Here is a 21,017-nt window from a genome sequence, read left to right as displayed (position 1 = left end):
TGCCCGACGGGGTTTGGCTGCGGTTCTCGGCCGCCCTGACTTCCGGGAGGCCGGGTCAAGGTTCGCCGAACCGTCTCGCGGCGCGGGCTGCCAGTGCCTCCAGCAGGAGGTCGACCGCCTCCTCGAAGGAGCTGTCCCCCATGGTGTGCAGCTCCTGGCGCACGGTGGTCAGCGCGGGGTACGAAGCGGGATCCAGCCCCTGGTAGACCTCGCGCCATGCCCGGTGGTCGGCCTCGCGCTGCTGTCGCGGGAGCGCCTGGAACGCGGCGTCCATGGCGGCATGGCTGAGCACGGTGTCGATGAAGGTCAGATACAGACGGGTCGCCTCGGCCGGTTCGAAGCCCGCGGACAGCAGCAGGCCGACCCCGGTCTCCACCGCACGGATCTCGTTCTCGCGCCGGGTCACCCGGTACGAGGCGAAGGCGGCCGCGCGAGGGTGGGCGAGGTATCCGGCGCGGACCCGCAGGGCCATCTCGCGCAGGTCGGCAACCCAGTCGCTCCTGGGGACGAACCCCGTCATGGCGTCACCGATGATGCGGTCGGCGATGGCGAGCACCAGATCGTCGGTGCCGTGGAAGTAGCGATAGAGGGCGCTCGGATCGCAGCCCAGGGCGGTGCCGAGCCGGCGCACGCTGAGTGCCTCCGGGCCGTGCTCGCCGATCAGCCGCAGGGCGGTCTCCACGATCAGGTCCTCCGACAGCAGGACCCCCGAGCGGGTGGGCCGGCGGCGTCTGCGCTCCTGCGGGACACGGGTGGTCATACCGGGGGCTCCTGTCGTTCCGGACCGCGTACCCGCAGTGAAGAGGCCCCGGGCGCCTTATGTCAACAGGATTGACGCAACACGAAGGCCAGGTGTTCCATCACAGTCCCGCGCGGCTCTTCCCTCGTCCCCTCCCCGCGAGGAGCCTTACATGTCATCCACACCATTGCGCCGCTCCCTCGGCGTCGTCGACGGTGTCGCCATCGCCGCTTCCAGCACCGCCGCCACCACCAGCATCGCCATCGGCATGGGCACGATCGCCACCATCGTCGGTCTGCAGGCCCCGGCGCTGCTGCTCCTCGCCTTCCTGCCCGTGCTGGGCATCGCCACCGCCTACGCCCGCCTCAACCGCTCGGAACCCAACTGCGGCAACGGCTACACCTGGGTCGGCAAGACCCTCGGCCCCTGGCCCGGCTTCCTGACCGGGTGGGTCACCATCGTCGGCTCGGTCATCTTCTGCGCCTACACCAGCGCGGTCATGGGCTCGGTCGTCCTGATCTTCGCCAACAAGGCCGGCCTGCACTCGGTGGCGGGCATCGTCCTCGACCCGTCGTCCACCGGTGTCACCACGGCCGTCGGGCTGGTGCTCCTGCTCGGCCTCACCGCTCTCGCCGTCACCGGGACGCGCGCGACCACCCGATTCCAGGTCGTGCTGCTCATCTTCGAGTACACCGTGCTGCTGGGATTCTGCGGCTGGGCCCTGATCACCGGCAAGCAGTCCTTCTCTCTCTCCTGGTTCAACCCCTTCGCCATCAGCGACGGCACGGCCTTCGCCCAGGGCCTGGTCCTCGCGGTGTTCTTCTTCTGGGGCTGGGACGCGGCGTTCAGCGTCAACGAGGAGACCAAGAGCCCGGGCGACGCCTCCCGCGGCGGCCTGATCGCCCTGTTCGCGATGCTCGGGCTGTTCCTCTTCGCCTCGGTCGCCTTCCAGCGGGAGATGAGCCTGCCGGAACTCATCAAGAACGGACCGCAGGCCCTGCCGTACCTCGGTGAGAAGCTGGCCGCCGAACCCTGGGCCACCCTGCCCGTGGTCGCCCTCATGTTCTCGGCCGCGGCCTCCGTGCAGTCCACACTGATCCCTACGGCGCGCGGACTGCTCGCGATGGGCCGCGACCGCACCATGGGGCCGGTGTGGACCCGCGTGCACCGCCGGTACGGCACCCCCGCCGCCGGAACGGTCGTAGTGCTGTCGATCGGCGCCGTGATCGCCCTGTCGGCCGTCGCCATCCCGCGGCTGAGCGACATGCTGCTGGCCGCCGTCAACTCCATCGGCCTGCTCGTCGCCCTCTACTACGGCCTCACCGCTCTCGCGTGTGCCGTCCGCTTCTGGCCCGACCGCCGCGAAGGGCTCCGTACGGCGCTGCTCGCCGTGGGCGTGCCGGCCGTGTCCGGTCTCGCGCTGCTGGGGCTCGGCTGCTACCTCGGATACTCCTACCTGACCATGAGCGACCGCTTCGCACTCAGCCCCGACAACGGGTGGTTCATGTTCTCCCTGCCCGCCGCCATCGTCCTCGCCGGGCTCGGGATGGCCGCGGTCGCCAAGTACGTCCGCCGTTCGCCGTACTTCAGCACCGGGCGCGGCACCGACGCCGAGGCGATCACCCTCCCCATGGACCGCACGGCCGTCTGAGCCCACCTCCCGCCCCACCCCACCATGGAGTCAACCCCCCATGTCGCAGTCCCAGGTCACCGGCCCCGCCGATCTCGTCTTCACCGGCGGGCCCGTCCACACCGTCGATCCCGCCCGTAACCGCGCCACCGCCGTGGCCGTGCACGGCGGGCGGATCACAGCCGTCGGCCACGACGAGGTGCACGCGCTGATCGGGCCGGGCACCGAGGTCGTCGACCTCGCCGGGAAGCTGCTGCTGCCCGGCTTCCAGGACGCCCATGTGCACCCGCAGGGCGCGGGCCTGGAGCTCGGCCTGTGCCATCTCGCCGACACTGTCGACCCCGCCGAGTACCTGCGGCGGATCCGGGCGTACGCCGACGACCACCCGGACGCCGAATGGATCACAGGTGGCGGCTGGTCCCTGGAGGCGTTCCCCGGTGGCGCCCCCACCGCCGCCGCCCTCGACGCGATCGTCCCCGACCGGCCCGTCTTCCTGCCCAACCGCGACCACCACGGCGCCTGGGTCAACACCCGAGCGCTGGAACGGGCCGGCATCGACGCCCGCACCCCCGACCCCGCCGACGGCCGCATCGAACGCGACACCGACGGCAACCCGACCGGCATGCTCCAGGAGGGCGCCGTCCACCTCGTGGGCCGACTGGTGCCCGCTCCCACCGCCGACGAACAACTCGCCGCCCTGCTGCGCGCCCAGGCCGTGCTCCACTCCCACGGTGTCACGGCCTGGCAGGACGCCATCGTCGGCTCCTACGCCAACATGACCGACCCGGCACCCGCCTACCGCACGGCCCTGGACCGGGGACTGCTCACCGCCCGCGTCGTCGGCGCGCTGTGGTGGGACCGCGAACGCGGCGCCGAGCAGATCCCCGAACTCGTAAGGCAGCGTGAGGAGTTGACCGGAGGCCGGTTCCGCGCCGGCACGGTCAAGATCATGCAGGACGGCATCGCCGAGAACCACACCGCGGCCATGCTCGACCCGTATCTCACCGGCTGCGGCTGCGCCTCGGACACCAGCGGGATCAGCTTCGTCGAACCGGGCGAGCTGAGGAAGTACGTCACCGAACTCGACGCACTGGGCTTCCAGGTCCACTTCCACGCCCTCGGCGACCGCGCGGTACGCGAGGCGCTCGACGCCGTCGAGGCCGCCCGTACCGCGAACGGGCACCGCGACACACGCCACCACCTGGCACACCTCCAGGTCGTTCACCCCGACGACGTACGACGCTTCCGCGCGCTCGGCGCCACCGCCAACCTGCAGATGCTGTGGGCCGCCCACGAGCCGCAGATGGACGAACTCACCCTGCCGTTCCTGGGTCCCGAACGCGGCACCCGGCAGTACCCGTTCGGCGACCTGCTGCGCGCCGGGGCGACGCTCGCCGCGGGGAGCGACTGGCCGGTCAGCAGCCCCGACCCGCTCCAGGCCATCCACGTCGCCGTCAACCGCGTCTCGCCCGACGCACCCGGGGGCACCCCCGAGTTCCTGCCCGAACAGCGCCTCGACCTGGGCACCGCCCTCGCCGCGTACTCGGCGGGCAGCGCCTACGTGAACCACCTCGACACCCTCACCGGCAGCATCACCATCGGCAAGGCAGCCGACCTGGTCGTCCTCGACCGCGACCCGTTCACGGCCCCACCCGAGGAGATCGCGGCCACCCGGGTCCTGCAGACCTTCGTGGAAGGGGAACGCGTCCACGCGGCCCCCGACGCCTGACCTGCGCTCCAAGCCCCGGTAAGCCGAAAGGACGTGCGGGCGGCCGGGGCAGGTGTCCACCAAGGCGGTCACTTGGCGTCGACCATCGCGGCCGACCCGCGGTCGGCTCGTCGGTCAATCCGTGGGCCGCTGTGCCTGGTTCGCCTCACGGAGGGCCGCCCAGGCGTCCGCCCTGGGGCCGACGTGCCGGAGCTTGTCCGGGTTGTTCACCGTACGGATCGTCTGGATCCGCCCGTCGAGCACATCGAGCACCCAGGTGCTGAGGACCTGGCCGTCCCGGTCGCGGAAGATCGCGCCCGGCTGGCCGTTCACCTGCTGCGGCTCCACAACACCGGCCCCCCTGATGACCAGCGGGACGAACGCCGCGAGAACCCGGACCACGTGCTCGGCACCGAGGATGACGGGCTTCAACTGCGGGGCCCTGCCGCCACTGTCGCCGATCATCGACACATCGGCGGCCAGCAGCTCGGCCAGCCCGTCGACATCCCCTTCCCGGAAAGCGCCGAAGAACCGCTCGGCGAGCTCCTCGCGTTCCTTCCGGTCGGCCTCGAACCGTGGGCGGCCCGCTTCCATGTGACGGCGCGCCCGCACCGCGAGCTGGTGGCACGCCGCCTCCGACCGCCCCACGGCCGACGCGATCTCCGAAAAGCCGAAGGCGAACACCTCCCGCAGCACGAAGACCGCACGTTCGAGCGGGGTGAGCCGCTCCAGCAGGAGCAGGGCCGCCATCGACAGTGAGTCCGCCAGCTCCGCCGACCGCGCCGGATCCTCGTACGGGTCGGTCAGCAGCGGTTCGGGGAGCCACGGCCCGACGTACTCCTCCCGCCGGACGCGGGCCGAGCGCAGCACGTCGATCGAGATCCGGGTGACCACGGTCGACAGGAACGCCTTGGCCGACCCCGCCTGGGTGGCGGTGGCCTGGTAGCGCAGCCAGGTCTCCTGGACCGCGTCCTCGGCCTCGCTCACACTGCCCAGGATCCGGTAGGCGATCGAGAACAGCAGCGGCCTCAGCCCCTGGAACTCTTCGGTCTTCGTCACCCTGACTCCTCATTGAGACTTGCCTGCCACAACGGGCGCGGCTCCCCGCTGCGGAAGCCGCGCCCCTCACTCATCAACGCCACTGCCTGTTGTCCCGACGGCAGCAGAGCCTGCCAAGTGGTGATCCGCCAAAGCGCCTTGGCCCGTGGACCGCGCCGCTGTCCAGGATCACCGTCACCAGGGCACCGAGCCGTCCTCGCCGAAGAACCCGGCGGTCGGTCCGTCCGCGCCGAGGGTGGCCAGGCGCACCACGACTGCGGCGCCCTGCTCGACCGTGAGGAAGCCTGTGTCGTTGTTGCTGTCCGTGGCGACGTAGCCGGGGGCGGCCGCGTTGACGAGAACACCGTCCTTGCGCAGTTCATTGGCGTACTGCACGGTCAGCGCGGTCAGCGCGCTCTTGGACGGCGAGTACGCCGCGGACGGCAGCAGCGCGGCAAAAGGGCCGTCCGGATCGCTGGTGAGGGCCAGCGACGCGGCATGACTGCTGACGTTGACGACGCGCGGCGCCGGTGACCGCCGCAGCAGCGGCAGCATGGCGTTGCTCACCGAGATCACCCCGAAGACATTGGTCTCGAACACGGCCCGAACCATGTTCAAATCGACCAAGCTGGGGATCTGATCGTGGGCGTCCTGGGGCGAGACCTGTCCGGAACCGGTGATGCCGGCATTGTTGATCAGCACGTCGAGGTGGCCGAAGCGCTCCTCTACCTGCTTCGCGGCCTCGCGGACAGTGGCCTCGTCGGTGACGTCCAAGGTGACCACGTACGCGTCGCCGCCCGCCGCGCGCAGCGCCGCTGCCGCCTCCTCGCCGCCCCGCGGGTCCCTGGCGCCGATCAGCACCGTCATGCCCAGCGCGGCGAGTTGCTCGGCAACCCCACGGCCGATCCCCTTGTTCGCCCCGGTGACCAGCGCGACCTTCTGATGTGTGGTCTCCTCGCTCATGACCAGCTCCTCGTTGTCAGGGTGGGTTCTTCTCAGAACCCGTCTTCGCAACCTGAGACGAGACAGCCTGGCCGTTACTGACATGGTGATGCGTGCGAGTCCGGGCCGTTTGTCTCGACGCTCAGCAGCACCCGGTTGTTCACTGGTCACACCACCGCCCGTCGAACAGAGCGCGCGGCCCTCCAGCGACGACCACACCCCCCAGGAGTGGGCCTGCCCCGTTCAGTTGAGGCTCGAGGCTCTTGTGTGTTCCTCGGTGGCGTCGTCGCCGGGGCCGCATGCGTCGTGCAAGGCGGTGCGGACCCGCCCGCGCAGCCAGGCATGGGCAGGGTCGTTGTCGTAACGCTGGTGCCATGTGAGGTAGATGGGGATGGCGGGCATGGTCAGTGGCAGGGGCCGGGTGCGCAGGCCGAGGTCTTCCAGGAGAGGGCGGCTGATGAGTTGGGGGACTGCCACGACAAGGTCGTGATGGCGGACGAACTGCAGGGCTGTGGCGTTGGTGGGGGTGGCGGCCACCACCTGTCGGCTCACGCCCTGAGCCTCCAGCGCGTCGTCGATGGGGTCACGCAGCCGTCCCCGGCGGGAGACGGTGATGTGTTCGGCGGCCGTGTACTTCTCAAGGGTGAGTGGGCCGCGGCACAGGGGGTGGTCGGGGCGCAGGGCGAGGACGAGCCGGTCGTGGCCCACGATCTCATGGCGGATCTCGGGCGAGGTGGGCTTGCCGGCTCCGGCTTCGAGGTCGGTGTCTCCTCGTCGCGGGTCGTGGGTGTCGGTACTGGCTTCGGCCAGGAAGCGTAGACGCGCTCTTGGTGCCTCGGCGCGCAAGGAGTGGAGCAGGGCGGGGCCGACTGCCGCGGCCAGGGCGTCGTGCCATTTCAGGACGAAGGTCCGATCCAGCGCTGCCAGGTCGACTTCGGTGTGGGGGGAGAGGACCGACCGGGCCTGCTGGACCAGGTCGTGCACCGTCGCGCGCAGAGCGACGGCGCGGGGGGTGGGAGTCATGGTTCGGCCGGTGCGGACAAGGATCTGGTCTCCGGTGGCCCGGCGGATACGGCCCAGGGTGCGGCTCATCGCGGGGGCTGAGACGTTCAGGCGGGCGGCGGCGTCGGTCACGCTGCCTTCTTCCAGCAGAGCGTCGAGCGCGGTGAGCAGATTCAAATCCAGTTGCATGAGGGTAAATCCAGTCGTAACTAGATTGCATTTGAAGTTAATGATGCCTGGTCCTACCGTCGAAAGCGAACGGCCGAAAGGCCAAATCCCTTTCTTCGTCAGGAGCGATCATGAACGCCTTCTCCGTCCCCGCTACCGTCTCCGCCGAGACCGCTGACCTCGAAGCGGTCCTGGAGCGCGCCGTGACTGCTGTGAAGACGGCCGGAGAGCATCTGCTCGAGCGCTACGACGTGGGCGCGCGCCCCGGTGACCTCGATGAGATCGTCCGCGCTATCTACGCCAATGACGAGGCGGTCCTCGCGCTCATCAAGCAGCCGCTGCTCAGGGCGCGTCCGGGGTCCCAGTGGGTGGAGGACGAGCTGGCCAGCGGTCTGCTGCCCGAGGGCGAGTGGTGGGTGGTGGACACGGCCGAGGGCAACATCAACCACATCCACGGCATGGGTGAGTGGGCGGTGACCGCCACGCTGGTGCGCGACAACGCCCCCGTGCTGACCGTGGTTCACCTGCCGCTGACCGGCGACACCTACACCGCTCTCCAGGGCAGGGGGGCGCTCCTCAACGGTGAGCCGCTTCGCTCCTCCGCCAAGACCGACCTGCGGGCGGCTCTGGTGGGAACCGGCCAGGCCAAGCCCGGTGAGGATGAGGAAGCCCTGCGACGCATGGGCGCCTCGGTGACCGCCATGCTGATCAACGCGTTGGTCGTGCGGGTCTCGGTGCCGGCCACGATGCAGCTCATCCACGTCGCGTCCGGCCGCATGGACACCTTCTGGCAGTTCTCCGACGTGCGCTCGGGCCTCCTGCCCGGCGCGCTGCTGGTCTCCGAAGCCGGCGGCACGGTCACCGACACCAGGGGAGAACCGTGGAGCCTGGCCAGCAACGACTTCCTCGCCTCCGCTCCCGGCCTGCACGCCCAGGCCGTTGACGTCCTGTCCGACCTGGGCTGACCCCACCGCCCGGTCCGGGGCCGCCCCGAGCCGCCCCGGACCGGGTGGATGCCCTGCCGCGCGTCCCCTTCCATCCCCCTCCCTCTCTGCTACCACGACTGGAGATCATCGTGGAGATCGCCGTACTCGGTTCCACCGGACAGACCGGGCGCCTGGTCATTGCACGCGCCTTGGAGCGCGGGCATGACGTCATAGCTCTGGCCCGTCGGCCGGACCAGCTCGAGGCGCCTGCCTCTCGAAACTTGCGTGTGGTCCGGGCGGACGTGACCGATTCCGGCAGTGTCTCCGCCGCTGTTGAGGGCGCTGACGTCGTGGTGAGCGGCCTGGGCGTCACCAAGAAGCAGGACCCCGCGATTCTCGTCGAAGGCGCCCGCCAGATCGCCTCGGCCGCGCCTCGCGTCATCTGGCTCACATCCCTGGGCATGGGTGCCACCGAAGGAGCGCTCGGCACCGTCAACGGTGCTCTCCTCAAGCGCATCCTGCGCCACGAATGGGACGCCAAGGACGCCGCCGGCCGTGCCGTCCGCGACGCAGGCGGAACCACCGTCTATGCCGGGCCGCTGACCAATAAGCCCTACCAGGGCAACGGGCGCCTCATCCGTGCCGAGGAGTTCAAGCCTCGAATGATCCCGCCCGTGGCACCGCGTGCGGGAATCGCCGCCCTTATGGTCGCGGAAGCGGAAGCGCCGCATCTCGCCGACGCGGACACCATCGCCCTGTTCGGGAGCGGCTGAGCTGCTGTCCGCTGCCCGGCAGCACAGGGAGCGAGGGTACGGGGCGCTCTCACTGGCCCCGCATCTGCCGGTGCGGACCTCGGGGATCGGCGACCAACTCGACGTACGCGTCGGTGACGGTGTCCGGGCAGACTCGGATCAGCAGCGAACGACCAGTACGGCGGCAGCCGCGTCCCCAGCTCCAGTCGACCGCCCCGAGGATCGGCCCCGAGCACCTCGGCTGCGTCGCTTCAGGCGCCCGCCATCACTGCGGGCACCCCGGCCTCGTCCATGACCACGGCCATCTCACCCGCGGGAAGGGCCGGGTTGGCACCCGCGCTGTAGGCCAGCTCGGGCAGGGCGAGGGCCTCGAGGAGCCGGGGGAGCGGCAGGCGCGGGTCGCGGCTCGCCGCCTGGCGCGTCCAGACGTCCGGGTCATGGCTGAGCCGCTCGATCAGATCGGGGCCGGCGGCGGGATCGCGGACTACCAGCTGCCCGTAGATCCCGTCCGGATGGTCCGCGTAGCGGGCGGCGAGCCCTTCGCGGGGGAAGCGGGGGTGGCCGGTCGCCATCCAGGCGGAGAACGTCCCGCCGAGTCGTGCGTACACGCTCATCAGGACCTCCTCCGGGGTGTCCGGGTGATATACGGCCAGGTGGGTGTGGACGAGGACGTCCGTGTCCTCGGCCAGCAGCCGCAGGAGACCGGGTGGCAGATGGGGGCTGCGGGCCGCGGCGCGACGCAGCAGCGGATGTGCGGAGGTGGCGGCCCGGTGCAGCACGTCCTGATCGGCGATGCCGGCGGCCACCCAGTCCACGTCACCGTGTGCGCGCGGGGTCACGGTGAAGTCGATCGCGGCGCGTCGGGCTTCGGTCAGCTCGGGCCGGAGGGAGACGGCGAGCCGCACCCCGTCGTCCGGGTCGACGGCGAGACGGTCCACGAGGTCGGTGGGCAGGGAGGGATTTCCGGCGAGTTCGACCAGGTGGACGCCCTCGGCGAGGAACCGCTCGGCGTCCGCGCGACCGAGAAGCCCCCGGCGCAGCGCCTCGGGCAGCGTGCCGGGGTCGCGGAGCAGCGTCGCGGTGAGCTGTGCGTCGTTCGGACACGCGCACAGTGCGGCCGACCGCCGTACCTCCCGGTCGGGGTCATCGAGCAGCGCGGCACGCTCGCCCGCCGTCAGCTCGTCCCAGACACGAAGGGCGGCGCGTCGTGCGGCCGGATCGGGATGCCGGACCAGGGAGGCGAGGAAGGACGGTGCCAAGTGGCGCGACTGCAACAGCGCGTCGCGTACGGACGGTTCGGGGTCTTCGAGGAGGCGCCCGCACACGGCGTCCGGCAGCGGACGGACCTTCGCCCGGTGATCGTGGGTCCACTCGGGTCCGCTTGCGACGGCGGCCCGCACCTCGGGCGAGGGGTCGTCCGCGAGCCGGGCCCGCTGCTCGGGCTCCGCCTGGCCGCTCAGCGCGAACTGGACTCGTGCGTGCAGGACCGGGTGGGTGAGGACAGCCGCTACGGCCGGCTCGGGCAGCCCCGGCCGGTGGAGGGCTTGGAAGGGCGGGCCGTGGCCCCCGCCGTCGAAGGCGATCAGTCGCAGCAACAGCGGTGTGGGAAGGGCCGGATTGGCGGCGACTCCGTCCAGCGCGGAGAAGTAGAAGGCGACCATGTCTCAGCTCTCCGCCCGTCGCTTTGCGCGCAGCCCTTTCGGACGCCTACGCGGCATCGGCTTCGCGGGTCAACATGCCGTCATCCTGCCACGGGCCGGGTCGCCTCCGCGTGTGATCACCGAGAGCCCGCAGCATAATCGGTTGCCTGTTGGCGATGGTGGTGGATGCAATGTCCGGCATGATCACCCAGGTGCGCCCGCCACGGCGAGCTGAGATGAACGCGCACCACAGGGCCTTGCCACTCAGCGATCCGGGCAGCCTGCACCCGAGTCGTCACACGGGAGACGCCAACGGATGAACACCCCACCATCGTCACCTGGAGCGGAGCGGACTGACGGATCATCCGTCCAGATCGGCGCTCTCGTTCCGCTGACTCGGCCTGGCTGGGTCGAGGCAGGTCAACACTTGCTCGCCGGACTTGAGTTGGCCGTGCGCGACGGCAATGACGCCGGCGGGATCGTCGGAAGGCCACTCGAGCTGGTGGTCCGAGACACCGCGGCTGATCCGCAGAGGGCCGCGATGGCCGTAGATGAGTTGGCTCGCCTGGGTGTGGCCGCCCTGGCGGGGGAGTATCACAGCGTCGTCGCTCGCGCCGCTGCCGCCAGAGCCGACGCCCTCGGTCTGCCGTTCCTCTGCTCGTCAGCGGTGCTCGACGCGCTCACCGAACAGCCGACGGAATGGGTCGCGCGCCTCTCCCCGCCGCAGTCCCGCGGCTGGCAGGTCTACGCGGACTTCCTCCTCGGCGCGGGCCACAGCCGAATCGCCGTAGCAGCCCAGCCGAGTGTCTACTGGGCATCCGGGACCCGCATCCTGCGGGACTACCTCGCTTCACGCGGCGGCACCGTCACCGAGCTCGACATGAGCGCGCGCACCCCCGCGGCCGTGTGCGACGAACTCGTCGGCAATCGTGCGACAGCACTCCTTCTTCTGGTCGGCCACCCGGAGCCGGCAGTGCCGATCGTCAAGGCTGTCCGCCGCGACCGGCGCCTCGCCGAGATCATGATCGGTGCTCCGGCCGGGCAACCGGAGTTCGCCGAATGGGCGGACCTGCTGGGTGGCGACGGCGCCGCGATCCCGTTCTTGCGCTACCTGCCCGAGCGCCTCACCCCACTCGGCGCACGAGTCGAGACGGCCCTCCGCGAGCGGCTGGCCGAAGCGCCCTCCTTCGTCGCCTTCGAGGGCTACGACACGGTTGCCGCCCTCGCCGATGTGCTGCGTTCTCACGGCGCGGACCGGGCGCGCACTGCCGAATCCTGGCCGCGCCTCTCAGTCGAAGGCACCCGCGGGCAGATCCGGTTCTCCCGCACGCCAGGCATCAGCGTTTGGCAATGGACTCGGTCGCCGATCCAAGTCGTCGACCGAGATCCGGCGGAACTCGATCGCTTTCGGGTCCTTCACGCCGACTGAGAGAGCACGGGGCCCGACAGCCCAGATCTCTCGGCCGGGGCCGCCCGCTCGTTCAGCGTCCCTCGATCCGGCCACGATGATCGCAGACGCGGTGGCGTTCAGTTCGGGATCACCCAGCTCGGCACCCAGGTCCCGGCGGCGTCGTGGCCGGCCGCTGTGGCGGCGAGGTGGGCGCGGAGGGTGGCCAGCGCAGGGTGGGGATTGTCGCGGTGCCAGAGGAGCGAGTGCGGGTAGACGGGCGTCGGGTCGGTCACCGGGATACGGCGCAGGCCGTGGTCGGTGGGCCAGACGAGGCGGGTGTGCTCGCCCATGAAGGTGGCCAGGGCCGGGGTGTCGGCGATGGTGTCGAGGAGTGCGTCGGACCCGAAGTTGGGGCCGGTCGCCTCGATGGTGAGGCCGAACTCGGCGACGAGGTCGTCGTAGTAGGCGGCCCACTCGGTGCCGGGGACGATGCCGGGCATCCAGATCCGGTGCCCGGCGAGCTGAGCGACGGTCACCGACCGGGCGCCCGCCAGCGCGTGGGCGGGGCCGGTGAGGAGCTGGAGCGGCTCGTCGAGCACCCGGACGGACTCGACGTCCTCGGGAAGGGGCCGGCCGGGCACGGCCACGGCGCGGAAGGACGCGTCGATCTCACCGGACCGGACGGCGGCGACGGCCGTCTCGATGTCGAACAGCCACACCACGTCGAGCTCGATCTCGGGATGCGCGCGGTGGAATCCGCGCATCAGGCCCGACGCCGCGCCGCGCGAGGCGAGCACATCGACGCGCAGCGGACGGCGGCCGGGGCGCACGGAGGCGACCGCGCGCTCGGCGACGCGCAGCAGCTCGCGCGCGTGGGGCAGGAACGCCTGCCCGTCGATGGTGAGCTCGGCGCCGCGCGGAGTGCGGGTGAACAGCCGCACGCCGAGGTTGCGCTCCAGCGTGGCGATGCGCTTGGAGACCGACTGCTGGGTGACCGACAGCTCGGCGGCGGCCTCCTGGAACTGCCCCGCGTCGGCGGCGGCGACGAAGGTCCGGACGGTGTCGAGGTCCATGCCGATACCCTATGGGTACAACCGCTGGTTGTGGACAGGCGGTCCTGCGGTTGTTTGATCCCCGTGTGTGGTGCTCGCTTTGATGCTTCCGATCGCGGATCGGTTGTGCGGGCGAGTGGCGAGGGGCGGCGGGCATGAGGAGCGGGCACCGGCTGGGACATCTGCTCGGACACCGGCTGGGGCGGCGGTTCGGGTGGCTCTGGGGAGCGTACGGGACCAGCGCGCTCGGCACGTGGCTCGCCTTCGGCGCGTTCCCGCTGATCGCCATCCGGGTGCTGCACGCCGGACCGGCCGAGGTCGCCGCGCTCTCCTCTGTGGGGGCTGCGGTGGGCGCGGCCGTGGCGGTGCCGCTCGGCCCGTGGGTGGAGTTCCGCCGCAAACGTCCGGTGCTGATCGCGATGGACCTGGTGCGGTTCGCGGCGCTGCTGACGGTACCCGCCGCGTTCGCGCTCGGCGTGCTCACCTTCCTTCAGCTCCTGCTGGTCTCGGTCGTCGTCGCGGCGGCCGACATCACCTTCCGGGCCGCCTCCGGCGCCTATCTGAAGACGCTGCTGCCGGCCGAGGATTTGCTGGTCGCCAACGCCCGATTCGAGTCCACGGCCTGGACGACCACGATCATCGGACCGCCGCTGGGCGGCGCGGCGATCGGGCTTTTCGGTCCGGTGGCGACGGTGGTGGCCGACGCGGTCAGCTACCTGCTCTCGGCCCTGGGTATCCGCGCGATGGGCGGGCACGAGCCGCGGCCCGAGCGTCGTGAGGCCACGCGCATGCGGGCCGGGGACCTGCTCGACGGCTGGCGGTACATTCTCGCCGACGCGACGCTGCGCCCGCTGTTCTTCAACACCGCCTTGTTCAACGGCCTGGTGATGGCCGCCCAGCCGCTGCTGGCCGTCCTGATGCTCGGCCGACTCGGTTTCACACCGTGGCAGTACGGCCTCGCCTTCGCCGCGCCCTCGATCGGCGGACTGCTCGGTTCGCGGCTGGTCCGACCGCTCGTCATCCGGTTCGGGCAGCACCAGGTCCTCATCGTGGTCGGGGCGCTGCGCGCGCTCTGGCCCGTCGGCCTGGCCTTCCTGGGGCCGGGCAACGGAGGGCTGTTGCTGGTGATGGGCGTCGAGCTCGGGCTCATCTCTTGCTGCGGGGTCTTCAACCCCGTCTACGCCACCTACCGCCTCGAGCGCACCGCCACCGACCGGGCCGCCCGCACGCTGTCCGCCTGGGCGGTGACGACCAAGGCCTCGACCGCGCTCCTGACGGCCGTCTGGGGCGTGCTGGGCAGCCTGCTCGGCCCGCGCACCGCCATCGGCCTGGCCGGCGTGCTCCTGCTGGCGACCCCGCTGCTGCTTCCCCGCCGCGCGACAGCGCCTCTCGCCGAGCCGGAGCCGACACCGATCCGCACCTGACGGGCTGCCTGGCTGTCGGGCGGCCCCTTTGCGGCGCCCATCCGCAAGTCAGCCGGGTCTACCCGGGGGGATCAAGCCGAGCAACTCTCGAATCCGTGTCGGCTCGGCCAAGGGCCCCGCCCCGATGAGTTCCGGCCCGGTCGCCGGTCTGATCTGGTGTCGCAGGACGTCGTACGACGCTGCCCGGCACGAGACTCCACGGAGGACGCCATGACAACCACGCCGAGTGACCCGACCACCACGCAGCCCGGCCGCCCGCCAGTCGTCGACCTGGTCACCTGGCAGGCCGCCCGTGACGAACTCCTGGTCCGCGAGAAGGCCCACACCCGCGAGGGCGACGCCCTCGCCGCGGCCCGTCGCCGACTGCCGATGGTGGAGCTCGACGGGACGGTCGAGGTCGTCGGACCTGACGGCCCGGTCCCGTTCCTGGACCTGTTCCAGGGGCGCGACGAGCTCGTGGTCTACAAGCACATGTGGTACGACGGCGCGCCGCACCAAGGGCAGTGCGAGGGCTGCACCACCACGGCCTGGCACCTGAAGGACGCCGTTTACCTCAACGCCCGCGGCGTCTCGTTCGCCATCCTGACCACGGGCCGGTGGGACGAGGTGGCCTCGTACGTCGAGTTCATGGGCTACACCCAGCCCTGGTACTCGGTGCGCGACGTGGACGCACCTGTCGGCGGCAGCATGGGCTACATCGCCTGCTTCCTGCGCGACGGCGACCGTGTGTTCCTCACCTACTCCACGACGGGCCGTGGCAACGAGCCGGTCAACGGCTCCCTCGGCCTGCTCGACATGACGCCCTACGGCCGAGGCGAGGCGTGGGAGGACAACCCCGAGGGCTGGCCCGAGGGGCGCCGCCCGTGCTGGTTCTGGCGTTCGGACGCGGACGGAAACGCCACCTGGGGCCCGACCAGCCGCCCTGTGCCGCAGTGGACCCGCCCCGGCGCGACCCCCGTGGAGTCCCTCGGCCGGCACGGCCACCACCACTGACGGGCCTTCGTCCACGGCGTCGGCACAGAGACCGCGAATCGAGAACACTGGCGGCGCTACAAGCCGAAGGCACCGCCTCCGACGAGGATGAGCAGGCCGAGGGCGATCAGGACGAGCGGCAGCAGGACGTGGCCCCACCGGCTGAGTGTCCTGGCGATGACGGGCCGGGTGGCGAAGAACCGCCCGGCGAAGCACCACACCGCCACCAGCACCAGGAAGACGACGGCGTACACGCTCATCCCGCCCACGCCGGCAGTGGCGAACACCGGCACGTAGACGCCGATGTTGTCGCCACCGTTGGCGAAGGTGACCGCGGCGACTTCCAGGGCCTTCGGCCCGCCCTCGCCTGCCTGGTCGTCCTCGTCCGCCTCGCCCCGATGCTTCCACGTCTGCCAGGCCGCTTTCAGACCGAGCGCCAGGGGGAGTAGACCGAGATAGGGGATCGCCGGCCGGGGCAGGAACGTGGCGCCGAACGCGGCGGCGATGGCGACGGCGAGGATGGCGGTGAAGCCGAGGTACTGTCCGAGCACGATACGGCGGGCGGAACCGGGCTGTCCGGATCCCTGGGCGAAGAACAGGGAGAGGATCAGGATGTCGTCGACGTTGGTGACGGCGAACAGCCCGATCGCCTGCCCGATGATGCCCAGACCCACAGACGGATGCCCTTCTCCTCGGATGCCCGGTCACCCGAGGACGCTACCTCGCACATGCCACGCCACCGCCGTCCGGGCACCGGAATGCAGGGCCTTCGGCCCGCAAGTGGGGCCGAGGATCCGGAGTGTTGTCGTGACCGTGCACCCGGGCACGACGGTGATCTCCTGCCCGTCGAGCACGGAGGTAAGGCAGTCGGCGTCCTGGCGGAAGGGGTGCTTCGTCGTGCGGGAGCCTGGGTGGGTCCAGGGGAGGGAGAGGCCGTCGTCGGCGGCGCGGGGGGCCAAGTGGCCATGCAGGTGGAACACCGTCTGGGTCGCGTCGGGACCGCAGGCGGTGAGGTGGACACCTCACCGTCCTAAGCCGTCAAGGGGTGGCTGAGACGTCCGTGTAGCTTTGCTGCCTGTTCGATTGCGGGCGCAGGGGAGCTTCGGTGGACGTGGTGCGGATCATGGAGTCGTTGGCCGAGCAGGGAGTCACGGTCCTGTTCAAAGCTGATGCCGAGCGGATGCGCGAGGGCGTGAAGCCATGGACGTTCGTCGCGAGCGGAGCCCCGTTCCACGAGAACCTGCTCGTGCGCACGGACGCTGTCTCCGTTGAGGCATGCCTGGACGTCTGCTTGCCACGGCTGCGCGAGTTGGGCCTGGACATCCCGGAATGAGTGAAGTCGGCGATGCGGTCAGCGAGTCCTTGGCGGGCAAGGTCCTGCTCCAGCTGAGGCCGAGACTGCGGCTTGGGCCCGGTCCTTCGATCCGTAACGGTCGGCGAGGTCGGCCGCGACCGCCGAGCGGCATTGCCCGTCGGTGATCTCCCCGGTGATGGCGCGGTGCAGGCGGGCCGGTGTAAAGGCCGCGGCTCCGCGGGCAGCGGCACGGCGCACAGCCCCGTTCTGTACGTGCCCTGCGCGTAGTGGGAAGTTGGAGGGCCTGGTGGTCGTCGGTTTGGTCCTCGGCCCCCGGCCTTCCACTCGCCGTAGGGAGGATCGACCGTGACCTCGGACCACGACATGCTGTGGCGTCGCCGCGCGCTCCTGGGCCGCGTCCTGCTGCCGCTGGTGGACCAGGAGCCATGGCGTCGGGCTCGGCGCCACGAGACCCTGAGGGCCCGGGGCATCGACATGACGGGAGGCGAGCGGCTGATCGAGATCTTCACGGCCCTGGCCGCCCACGCCGTCGCGGTCGACGCATCCGTATCCGCCGCGGAATTCGACGCTCTGCCCCTCAAGGCCGTGGCCGACGCGGCGACCGGCAAGCGCGACTACGAACTACTCGCCGGGCTCCCGGACACCCTCGCCGACGACCGTGATGGACATGCCGTCAACGTCTTCCGCCTGTACACCTACAAGGGCGGCCAGTACAGCCTCCTGCTCTTGTTGCTGAGCAGGGAACTGCGCCATGCGCTGGTCGTCCTCGCCGAACGCTCGCCGATGCCGTCACCCACGTGCGGAGACGTCTTCCGCCGAGCGGCTGAGGCCGGTCTGCCGCAGTGATCACGGAGCCGGACGCGGCCGTGCGGCGGCAGTCGCGGCAGGAAGATGCTCCGGGCCAGCCCCGATAGGGCCTCAGGTGTTCATGGCCTGCTCGACGCTGGGGTAGCAGCCGATCACAGCGTCGACGCCGACCAGGTGCAGCAGTCGCACGACGGACTCCTGGGCGCCGGCGATGCGCAGCCACCCCTGGAGGGCACTCACTCGCCGGTGGGCGGCGATGAACACGTTGATCCCGCTGGAGTCCATGAAGGTCACACCGCTGAGGTCCACCACGATCCGGGGCGGCATCGTGCCGACCTCGGTCATCAGTGCTTCGCTGAGGACGTCCTTGACGTCGTGGTCGATCTCGCCCTGCACGGTCACGACACGGACGCCGTCGACCATTTTGGGCTGGACGGAGAGCCGGTCCGGCCGGTCCCCTCGCTGGTTGTCGGTCACCGTCTCCTCGACTGCGCTTAGGCTTGCCCGGTCAGAGCGTGCGCGGACGATTCTGCCCTACCGCGACGGCGGGATGCATCCGGGCGGCCGTGCCGAGCGACCTCGGTGGCATGCATGGCGCGATTGCGGGTAGGGGCGCGCGGGTGAAGGGGGAGTGAGGGCGAAACCAGTGGGATCCCATACCGACGGTGACGGCTGTACCGGGCCGGACGAGCACCTGATGCGCGCCGGCTACGCCCTGGCCGGAGACGACGGCTGCATCGCCGACGCCCGCCACCACGCCATCGCCTTCCTCGACCAGGCCCACACCGACCACCACCTGCCCGTGCCCGCACGCGCGAGGGACCTCACCCAGCTGGTGGTCAGCGAGCTGGTCACCAACGCCCTCAAGTACGCCCCCGGCCCCGTCCTGATGGAACTGCGCATCAACGTTCACGCGGTCGATATCGTCGTGTGGGACAGCGACCCCACCGTCCCCGCAGCCCGGGCCGCTGACCCCAGCAGGATCGGCCAGCACGGCCTGGAGATCGTCAAGGCCGTCACCCAGGACCTCCTCATCGAGCAGGAACCGGTCGGCAAGCGCATCACCGCCCGCATCACCCTGTAATGCTCCCGGGTGTGGCCACAGCAGGAGTGAGCCATCCGTACAGTCGAGCGATTTGATCACTCGATCGTGAGTTCTTCCGCTCTGGCGCCCGGCCTGACCCGATGCTCGGAAGAACGGCGCGTGACCGGCGCCGCCCGGATGCGGGTGGGGAGGACCATGATGCGAGAAGCGGGACGGCGCGACGGCTTGGACGAGCGGGCGGTGCTGCTGATGGCCGGGCTGGCCGATCTGGCGGTGGCACGCTCGGTTCTGCCCTGGGAACGGTTCGGGGCCTGCGGGCGCCGCTCGGACGCCGCAGAGCTGGGGGGAGGCCGAGAACGAGCTGATGGCGCGTGGGCGCCCAAGACACGTATCGACGCGGTACTGCACCCGTTCGTCGGCTGACCACTGGTCGGAGATGGAAAAGGCCCGGTCGTTCTTCATCGACAACAACGTGCACATCTCCACCGCACTGTCCTTCGCCTCGATGCCCGCCTGCTACGTCGTCCCGAACGTGGCGAAGCTGCTGTCGGCCGCCCACGGGCTGAAGTACCCGTCCAAACGGATGGCGGAGACGGTCAGTTCACCGTCTACCTGATGCAGCCCGACGCCTTCGAGGCCGGCAGCCGCTTCATCCCCGCCGCCCAGAAGTTCCGCCTCCTGCACGCATCGATCCGCCACCACCTCACACGCGAGAACCGGTGGGACTCCACCACGAAGGGAACGCCGATCTGCCAGGAGGACATGATCGGCGGGCTCGACCTGTACATGGTCCGGCACATGGGGCGCACCGATCGGCCCGGCCGGTGTTTCATCGCGTAAGGCCGGCCTCATGGTCGGCGGCAGCGATATCGCGGTGGAAGCGCTTGTGGACCCAGTGGCGCTCGGCGAGGAGGTTCACCTGGCCCCATCGACCGGAGACCGGCCCCAGTCGGGTGTGGCGTGGCAACGTGCCCACCAGAGACTCCGGCTTGGCACCGCCCGACCGCTTGCTGCTCTCCAGCACGTAGATCGCGTCCTGGGTGACCGCGACGCAGCGATACTTGATCCAGAACATCGTGAGCCCTGTGAGATACGTGATGAGGAAGAAGGCGAAGTTTGGCGCGGTCTGGCAGATGAACACCTGGCGGATCTCGCTGCCCTCGGGCAGAAAGGGTGCCGAACGCTCTACCAGGTCGTTCCGCGGCCTCAGGTGAGTCTCATCAGTCCCGAATGGATCGTACGCGTCACACCTCAGCCCGGTTCAGAAACCCTCATCCTGGTCTACGCGACTCCTGCGGACCTCCGTTTCTGACGAGGCCCAGAGCCGTGAGAGTCAGGCATTTTTGATCTTGAGTGCGGGGTGGGCGCCCTTCGAACCCGGCACCGGCTGGGCGTCAGACCCGGGCGAGGAAGCCCCGGACCGCGTCCGCGAAGCCGGCCGGGTCATTTGCGTACACGAAGTGGTCCGTCTGGAGCTCGGCGAGGCGGGTGCCGGGCCGTCGGGCGACCATCTGGTCTGCCTGATCCGCCGAGATCAGGCCGCCCTTGGTGCCGCGCACCAGCAGCGCAGGGCAGGTGGAGCCGGTCCAGTCGGCCCAGTGGTCACCGTGCACCTGATCCTCGGATTCGTAGATGTCCTGTGGGTGGAAGTGCAGGCCCCAGGTGCCGTCCGGTCGCTCACGGACGGCGGACTCGAAGTGCGGTGTCATGGTGCCGAGTTGCGCCACGAACGCGGCCCGGCTTGGAGCAGTGCCGTCCGGCAGGTTCAGCACGAACGCCAGTGGATTACTGCCGTCCAGGCCGAGCTCGGCGCAGCCCTCGGCGTTGATCAGCGCGGTGACCCGGCCCGGGTGGCGGGCGGCGAACTGGTAGGCGTTGATCGCGCCGAGCGAGTGGCCGAGCAGGGCGGCACGCTCCAGGCCCAAGTGGTCCATGAGGGCTTCCAGGTCGGCTAGGTATCCCTCCCGGCTGTAGTCGGGTGCCCGGTCGGAGGCGCCGTGGCCGCGCTGGTCGGGCGCCAAGACCCGCCAGTGCGGGGCGAGGCGGGCGGCGAGATCGGCGTACGACATGCCCGCGGACATGTGTCCGTGCACAGCGAGCAGTGGGCGTCCCGGGCCGCCGAAGTCCACGTAGGAGAGGGTGCGGCCGTCGATGGTGAGCGCGGAGCGCCTGGCGGTGTCCATGGCTTCACCATAGCGAGATCTATACGTTCGTTCAATACGTATGTCTAAGACGTTCGTATGGATCCTGGCGTTCTCGGGCCGTGATGCGTAGCTCAGGCTTCGATGAGTTGTCAGTCTTCGGTGAGACGGGGCAGGAGCGGCCGTGAGTATCGGCGGCGTGCTGCGGCATCTCGATCCCGCCGCGCTCGGCCCTGCGCCCTCGCGGTTCAGGAATGACGAGTAGACGACGCCGACAGCGACGATCGGCGACGCGTACCTGAGGCCGTCCGTGACGAATCCCCACC

The 21,017-nt window shown here is 70.4% G+C and carries 21 protein-coding genes and 1 pseudogene; 12 read left to right on the top strand and 10 right to left on the bottom strand.

The genetic code is table 11. The features are described 5' to 3' along the window. Positions 1 to 55: 55 nt before the first annotated feature. Entirely contained in the window at positions 56 to 760 is a 705-nt protein-coding gene (locus ACZ7L0_RS17600; RefSeq protein WP_471243354.1) for a TetR/AcrR family transcriptional regulator, read from the bottom strand. Between the two features lie 151 nt (positions 761 to 911). On the opposite strand from ACZ7L0_RS17600, the gene ACZ7L0_RS17595 reads away from it, so the two are divergent. After that, complete coding sequence (locus tag ACZ7L0_RS17595; RefSeq protein WP_471243353.1) at positions 912 to 2,390, top strand: APC family permease; 1,479 nt, start codon at positions 912 to 914, stop codon at positions 2,388 to 2,390. Between the two features lie 40 nt (positions 2,391 to 2,430). Beyond that, the gene (locus ACZ7L0_RS17590) at positions 2,431 to 4,098 is read left to right on the top strand and encodes an amidohydrolase (protein ID WP_471243352.1); all 1,668 of its coding nucleotides are present in this window, start codon (positions 2,431 to 2,433) and stop codon (positions 4,096 to 4,098) included. A gap of 114 nt (positions 4,099 to 4,212) precedes the next feature. Here ACZ7L0_RS17590 and ACZ7L0_RS17585 read toward each other — a convergent pair whose 3' ends face one another. The 3 genes from ACZ7L0_RS17585 to ACZ7L0_RS17575 form a co-directional block, all read right to left on the bottom strand. Beyond that, complete coding sequence (locus tag ACZ7L0_RS17585) at positions 4,213 to 5,136, bottom strand: RNA polymerase sigma-70 factor (protein ID WP_471243351.1); 924 nt, start codon at positions 5,134 to 5,136, stop codon at positions 4,213 to 4,215. A 174-nt stretch (positions 5,137 to 5,310) separates the two neighbouring features. Beyond that, complete coding sequence (locus ACZ7L0_RS17580; protein ID WP_471243350.1) at positions 5,311 to 6,078, bottom strand: SDR family NAD(P)-dependent oxidoreductase; 768 nt, start codon at positions 6,076 to 6,078, stop codon at positions 5,311 to 5,313. A 222-nt stretch (positions 6,079 to 6,300) separates the two neighbouring features. Beyond that, a complete protein-coding gene (locus ACZ7L0_RS17575; protein WP_471243349.1) occupies positions 6,301 to 7,248 on the bottom strand; it encodes a LysR family transcriptional regulator in 948 nt (315 codons plus the stop codon). A 110-nt stretch (positions 7,249 to 7,358) separates the two neighbouring features. On the opposite strand from ACZ7L0_RS17575, the gene ACZ7L0_RS17570 reads away from it, so the two are divergent. Continuing rightward, positions 7,359 to 8,192 (top strand): inositol monophosphatase family protein, encoded by an 834-nt coding sequence (locus ACZ7L0_RS17570; protein ID WP_471243348.1) that lies wholly within the window; start codon positions 7,359 to 7,361, stop codon positions 8,190 to 8,192. Positions 8,193 to 8,302: 110 nt separating this feature from the next. Beyond that, positions 8,303 to 8,926 (top strand): NAD(P)-dependent oxidoreductase, encoded by a 624-nt coding sequence (locus tag ACZ7L0_RS17565; protein WP_471243347.1) that lies wholly within the window; start codon positions 8,303 to 8,305, stop codon positions 8,924 to 8,926. 230 nt (positions 8,927 to 9,156) lie between these two features. On the opposite strand, the gene ACZ7L0_RS17560 is transcribed toward ACZ7L0_RS17565, so the two are convergent. Continuing rightward, positions 9,157 to 10,566 carry a Mucin-2 gene (locus ACZ7L0_RS17560; RefSeq protein WP_471243346.1) on the bottom strand — a complete coding sequence of 470 codons (1,410 nt, stop codon included), beginning with the start codon at positions 10,564 to 10,566 and terminating at the stop codon, positions 9,157 to 9,159. 295 nt (positions 10,567 to 10,861) lie between these two features. On the opposite strand from ACZ7L0_RS17560, the gene ACZ7L0_RS17555 reads away from it, so the two are divergent. Further along, the gene (locus tag ACZ7L0_RS17555; RefSeq protein WP_471243345.1) at positions 10,862 to 11,974 is read left to right on the top strand and encodes an ABC transporter substrate-binding protein; all 1,113 of its coding nucleotides are present in this window, start codon (positions 10,862 to 10,864) and stop codon (positions 11,972 to 11,974) included. 98 nt (positions 11,975 to 12,072) lie between these two features. Here ACZ7L0_RS17555 and ACZ7L0_RS17550 read toward each other — a convergent pair whose 3' ends face one another. Continuing rightward, complete coding sequence (locus tag ACZ7L0_RS17550; RefSeq protein WP_471243344.1) at positions 12,073 to 13,008, bottom strand: LysR family transcriptional regulator; 936 nt, start codon at positions 13,006 to 13,008, stop codon at positions 12,073 to 12,075. Positions 13,009 to 13,142: 134 nt separating this feature from the next. On the opposite strand from ACZ7L0_RS17550, the gene ACZ7L0_RS17545 reads away from it, so the two are divergent. Then, entirely contained in the window at positions 13,143 to 14,411 is a 1,269-nt protein-coding gene (locus ACZ7L0_RS17545) for an MFS transporter (RefSeq protein ID WP_471243343.1), read from the top strand. Positions 14,412 to 14,621: 210 nt separating this feature from the next. Next, a complete protein-coding gene (locus ACZ7L0_RS17540; protein ID WP_471243342.1) occupies positions 14,622 to 15,404 on the top strand; it encodes a DUF899 domain-containing protein in 783 nt (260 codons plus the stop codon). A gap of 56 nt (positions 15,405 to 15,460) precedes the next feature. Here the strand turns inward: ACZ7L0_RS17540 and ACZ7L0_RS17535 are convergent, their stop codons facing one another. Further along, positions 15,461 to 16,057 carry a cadmium resistance transporter gene (locus tag ACZ7L0_RS17535; RefSeq protein ID WP_471243341.1) on the bottom strand — a complete coding sequence of 199 codons (597 nt, stop codon included), beginning with the start codon at positions 16,055 to 16,057 and terminating at the stop codon, positions 15,461 to 15,463. A gap of 431 nt (positions 16,058 to 16,488) precedes the next feature. Between ACZ7L0_RS17535 and ACZ7L0_RS17530 the strand changes: the two genes are divergently transcribed. Together ACZ7L0_RS17530 and ACZ7L0_RS17525 are read left to right on the top strand one after the other, a co-directional pair. Next, complete coding sequence (locus tag ACZ7L0_RS17530) at positions 16,489 to 16,716, top strand: hypothetical protein (RefSeq protein ID WP_471243340.1); 228 nt, start codon at positions 16,489 to 16,491, stop codon at positions 16,714 to 16,716. A 327-nt stretch (positions 16,717 to 17,043) separates the two neighbouring features. Beyond that, positions 17,044 to 17,544 carry a hypothetical protein gene (locus tag ACZ7L0_RS17525; protein ID WP_471243339.1) on the top strand — a complete coding sequence of 167 codons (501 nt, stop codon included), beginning with the start codon at positions 17,044 to 17,046 and terminating at the stop codon, positions 17,542 to 17,544. A 72-nt stretch (positions 17,545 to 17,616) separates the two neighbouring features. Here the strand turns inward: ACZ7L0_RS17525 and ACZ7L0_RS17520 are convergent, their stop codons facing one another. Next, positions 17,617 to 17,982, bottom strand: coding sequence for an STAS domain-containing protein (locus tag ACZ7L0_RS17520; protein WP_471243338.1), 366 nt, complete (start codon positions 17,980 to 17,982; stop codon positions 17,617 to 17,619). A 169-nt stretch (positions 17,983 to 18,151) separates the two neighbouring features. On the opposite strand from ACZ7L0_RS17520, the gene ACZ7L0_RS17515 reads away from it, so the two are divergent. The 3 genes and pseudogenes from ACZ7L0_RS17515 to ACZ7L0_RS17505 all read left to right on the top strand — a co-directional run. Next, positions 18,152 to 18,589, top strand: a complete 438-nt coding sequence (locus ACZ7L0_RS17515; protein WP_471243337.1) for an ATP-binding protein — start codon at positions 18,152 to 18,154, stop codon at positions 18,587 to 18,589. 120 nt (positions 18,590 to 18,709) lie between these two features. After that, positions 18,710 to 18,973 (top strand): hypothetical protein, encoded by a 264-nt coding sequence (locus ACZ7L0_RS17510; protein WP_471243336.1) that lies wholly within the window; start codon positions 18,710 to 18,712, stop codon positions 18,971 to 18,973. Positions 18,974 to 18,977: 4 nt separating this feature from the next. After that, positions 18,978 to 19,324 (top strand): annotated as a pseudogene (locus ACZ7L0_RS17505) (oxygenase MpaB family protein); the annotation flags it as partial. Between the two features lie 55 nt (positions 19,325 to 19,379). On the opposite strand, the gene ACZ7L0_RS17500 reads toward ACZ7L0_RS17505, so the two are convergent. Further along, a complete protein-coding gene (locus ACZ7L0_RS17500; protein ID WP_471243335.1) occupies positions 19,380 to 19,691 on the bottom strand; it encodes a hypothetical protein in 312 nt (103 codons plus the stop codon). 253 nt (positions 19,692 to 19,944) lie between these two features. Next, positions 19,945 to 20,733: an alpha/beta fold hydrolase gene (locus tag ACZ7L0_RS17495; protein WP_471243334.1), complete on the bottom strand. Its 789-nt coding sequence runs from the start codon at positions 20,731 to 20,733 to the stop codon at positions 19,945 to 19,947. Positions 20,734 to 21,017 lie beyond the last annotated feature (284 nt).

Source organism: Streptomyces sp. NPDC039424, from assembly GCF_055639495.1.
Note: the sequence above shows the minus strand (reverse complement) of the source record. Positions and strands in the feature narration are given on the sequence as shown.

Excerpts from the sequence above, each read along its gene's own strand:
- ACZ7L0_RS17600 (WP_471243354.1), bottom strand. The coding sequence starts at position 760 with ATGACCACCCGTGTCCCGCAGGAGCGCAGACGCCGCCGGCCCACCCGC.
- ACZ7L0_RS17595 (WP_471243353.1), top strand. The coding sequence starts at position 912 with ATGTCATCCACACCATTGCGCCGCTCCCTCGGCGTCGTCGACGGTGTC.
- ACZ7L0_RS17590 (WP_471243352.1), top strand. The coding sequence starts at position 2,431 with ATGTCGCAGTCCCAGGTCACCGGCCCCGCCGATCTCGTCTTCACCGGC.
- ACZ7L0_RS17580 (WP_471243350.1), bottom strand. The coding sequence starts at position 6,078 with ATGAGCGAGGAGACCACACATCAGAAGGTCGCGCTGGTCACCGGGGCG.
- ACZ7L0_RS17575 (WP_471243349.1), bottom strand. The coding sequence starts at position 7,248 with ATGCAACTGGATTTGAATCTGCTCACCGCGCTCGACGCTCTGCTGGAA.
- ACZ7L0_RS17570 (WP_471243348.1), top strand. The coding sequence starts at position 7,359 with ATGAACGCCTTCTCCGTCCCCGCTACCGTCTCCGCCGAGACCGCTGAC.
- ACZ7L0_RS17560 (WP_471243346.1), bottom strand. The coding sequence starts at position 10,566 with ATGGTCGCCTTCTACTTCTCCGCGCTGGACGGAGTCGCCGCCAATCCG.
- ACZ7L0_RS17555 (WP_471243345.1), top strand. The coding sequence starts at position 10,862 with ATGAACACCCCACCATCGTCACCTGGAGCGGAGCGGACTGACGGATCA.
- ACZ7L0_RS17550 (WP_471243344.1), bottom strand. The coding sequence starts at position 13,008 with ATGGACCTCGACACCGTCCGGACCTTCGTCGCCGCCGCCGACGCGGGG.
- ACZ7L0_RS17545 (WP_471243343.1), top strand. The coding sequence starts at position 13,143 with ATGAGGAGCGGGCACCGGCTGGGACATCTGCTCGGACACCGGCTGGGG.
- ACZ7L0_RS17540 (WP_471243342.1), top strand. The coding sequence starts at position 14,622 with ATGACAACCACGCCGAGTGACCCGACCACCACGCAGCCCGGCCGCCCG.
- ACZ7L0_RS17495 (WP_471243334.1), bottom strand. The coding sequence starts at position 20,733 with ATGGACACCGCCAGGCGCTCCGCGCTCACCATCGACGGCCGCACCCTC.